The following is a 3,035-nucleotide window of genomic DNA, read 5'->3' on the forward strand; positions in this document are numbered from 1 at the left end:
TCGGTGATCGTGGTGCGGRSRSGAAGAGCAGCCGACCAACGGTCGGCTCTACGTGWCAGGGAYCACRTYGCCCCGKCGGTCGGCCCGTACGAACGCTCCGGTAGAGCCGACCGTYGGTCGGCTGCAMCGCGCGGAGCGTGGTGCATCCATCAGGCATCGCGGCGCCGGGAGGAAGGGCAGCCGACCGTCGGCCGGCACGTCCTACGTCAATGCGAGCGCTGTACCGCATAACGGGCCAGGCCGCGCAGGGCGGCGACGGCATCGTTGTCGGCCAGGCCGCCGAGCGCACGCTCGGCGGCATCGGCGTATTCGACCGCGCGGGCGCGGCTGTATTCCAGGCCGCCGGTGGCGTGGATGGCCGCCAGCACTTCCGGCATCGCCTCGGCGTCGCCGTTCTGCACGATCTCGCGCAGGCGCTCCCGGGTGGTGGCATCGGTATGCGCCATCGCGTGGATCAGCGGCAGGGTGGCCTTGCCTTCGGCCAGGTCGTCGCCCAGGTTCTTGCCCAGTTCCTCGGCGTTGGCCGAGTAATCCAGCACGTCGTCGGCGATCTGGAAGGCATAGCCCAGCGCCATGCCGTAGTCGTACAGCGCCTGCTGGGTGGCCTCGTCCACGCCACTGGCCAGCGCGCCCAGGCGGGTGCCGGCGGCGAACAGCACGGCGGTCTTGCGCTCGATCACGCGCAGGTAGGCGGCCTCGTCGGTGTCCGGGTTATGGACGTGCAGCAGCTGCAGCACTTCGCCTTCGGCGATGCGGTTGGTGGTGTCGGCCAAGATGCGCATGACCGGCATGCGGTCCAGCTCGACCATCAGCTGGAAGCTGCGCGAGTACAGGAAGTCACCGACCAGCACGCTGGGGGCGTTGCCCCACAATGCATTGGCGGTGCTGCGGCCGCGTCGCAGRCTGGATTCGTCCACCACGTCGTCATGCAGCAGGGTCGAGGTGTGGATGAACTCGATGATCGCCGCCAGCTGGTGGTGCTCGGGGCCGGCCTGGCCGACCGCATGGCCGGCCAGCATGACCAGCATCGGCCGCAGGCGCTTGCCGCCGGCGGAAATGATGTGGTCGGCGATCTGGTTGATCAGCACGACATCCGAGGACAGTCGGTGGCGAATCAGCGCATCGACGGCGGCCATGTCGGGCGCGGCGAGCGTCTGGATCTGGGGCAGGCCCAGCGCGGAGCGGGTGTCTTCGGTGATGGTCATGCGGTCTGACTTTCAGGCTTGACCTGAATTATAGGCGGTGCGGTCGTTTTCCGCCCGCGAAGGCCATCCGGGGCGGTCCGGGCCGGCCGGGGGGCGTGAATACGTATGCAGGTGGCGCCATCGCCGGAGACGCACGGATAAGCTTGTCGCTACGTTATGGCACCCCGATGCGGGTGCCGTGGAAGCCCGGAGGGGGGCCCTCAATGTCGCAGACTCCATGGTGGCGTGGCGCCGTCATCTACCAGATCTACCCGCGCAGTTTCCTCGACGCCAACGGCGACGGGGTAGGCGACCTGCCGGGCATCATCGAACGCCTGGACTACGTGGCGGCGCTGGGCGTGGACGCGATCTGGATTTCGCCCTTCTTCAAATCGCCCATGGCCGATTTCGGCTATGACATCGCCGACCACCGCGATGTGGATCCGCTGTTCGGCACGCTGGCCGATTTCGACCGGTTGCTGGCCAAGGCGCATGCGCTGGGCCTGAAGTTGATGATCGACCAGGTCTTCAGCCACACCTCGATCGACCACGACTGGTTCCGCGAGAGCCGCCAGGACCGCACCAACCCCAAGGCAGACTGGTACGTGTGGGCCGACCCGCGCGAGGACGGCACGCCGCCCAACAACTGGATGTCGATCTTCGGCGGCGTGGCGTGGCAGTGGGAGCCGCGGCGCGAGCAGTACTTCCTGCACAATTTCCTCGCGGACCAGCCGGACCTGGATTTCCATAATCCGGCGGTGCAGCAGGCGACGCTGGATTACGTGCGCTTCTGGTTGGACAGGGGCGTGGACGGGTTCCGCCTGGATTCGATCAACTTCTGCTTCCACGACGCGCAACTGCGCGACAACCCGGMCAAACCGGCGGACAAGCGCGTGGGCCGAGGGTTCAGCGCGGACAATCCGTACGCCTACCAGTACCACTACTACAACAACACCCAGCCGGAGAACATCGGCTTCATCGAGCGCCTGCGTGGGCTGCTGGACGAGTACCCGGGGACGGTGAGCCTGGGCGAGATTTCGGCCGAGGATTCGCTGGCCACTACCGCCGAGTACACCGCGCCGGGCCGACTGCACATGGGCTACAGCTTCGAGCTGCTGGTGAAGGATTTCAGCGCCGGCTACATCCGTGACACGGTGTCGCGGCTGGAAGCGACGATGACCGAAGGTTGGCCGTGCTGGGCGATCTCCAACCATGATGTGGAGCGCGCGGTAACCCGCTGGGGCGGGCACCCGGCGCAGCCGCGGCTGGCACGCCTGTTGGTGGCGCTGCTGTGTTCGCTGCGTGGGTCGATCTGTCTGTACCAGGGCGAAGAACTGGGCCTGGGCGAAGCCGACGTGCCGTTCGAAGCACTGCAGGACCCCTACGGCATTACCTTCTGGCCGAACTTCAAGGGCCGCGACGGCTGCCGCACGCCGATGCCGTGGACCGATGCGGCGCTGGCCGGGTTCACCAGTGGCGAGCCGTGGCTGCCGATTCCGGCCGAACACCGTGCCGCGTCGGTGGCGGTACAGGAACAGGACCCGCATTCGGTGCTCAACGCCTTCCGCCAGTTCCTGGCCTGGCGCCACACCATGCCGGCGCTGCTGGTGGGCGACATCGTGTTCCTGGAGACGGCCGAGCCGGTGCTGATGTTCGAGCGACGCCATGCGGGCGACACCGTGCTGCTGGCCTTCAACCTGTCTGCCGAGCCGGTGCGCGTGGCGTTGCCGGTGGGGCCGTGGCAGACGCTGTCGGTGCCGGGGCCCGATGCCGGCCATGTGGAAGGCAACGAAGTGGTGCTGCCGCCGCAGGCGATGTACTGCGCGCGCCAGGGCTGAGCTTTTCCGGTAG

The 3,035-nt window shown here is 67.5% G+C and carries 2 protein-coding genes; one reads left to right on the forward strand and one right to left on the reverse strand.

Annotation, left to right across the window (positions count from 1 at the left end):
* Positions 1 to 206 precede the first annotated feature (206 nt).
* Entirely contained in the window at positions 207 to 1,205 is a 999-nt protein-coding gene (locus ACXJKH_RS17730) for a polyprenyl synthetase family protein (RefSeq protein ID WP_457321303.1), read from the reverse strand.
* Positions 1,206 to 1,408: 203 nt separating this feature from the next.
* Here ACXJKH_RS17730 and ACXJKH_RS17735 point away from each other — a divergent pair, with 203 nt between their 5' ends.
* On the forward strand, positions 1,409 to 3,022 hold the full coding sequence (locus ACXJKH_RS17735; RefSeq protein ID WP_457321305.1) for an alpha-glucosidase family protein: 1,614 nt from the start codon (positions 1,409 to 1,411) through the stop codon (positions 3,020 to 3,022).
* Positions 3,023 to 3,035: the final 13 nt, after the last annotated feature.

The sequence above is a fragment of the Stenotrophomonas sp. P5_B8 genome (assembly GCF_054049855.1).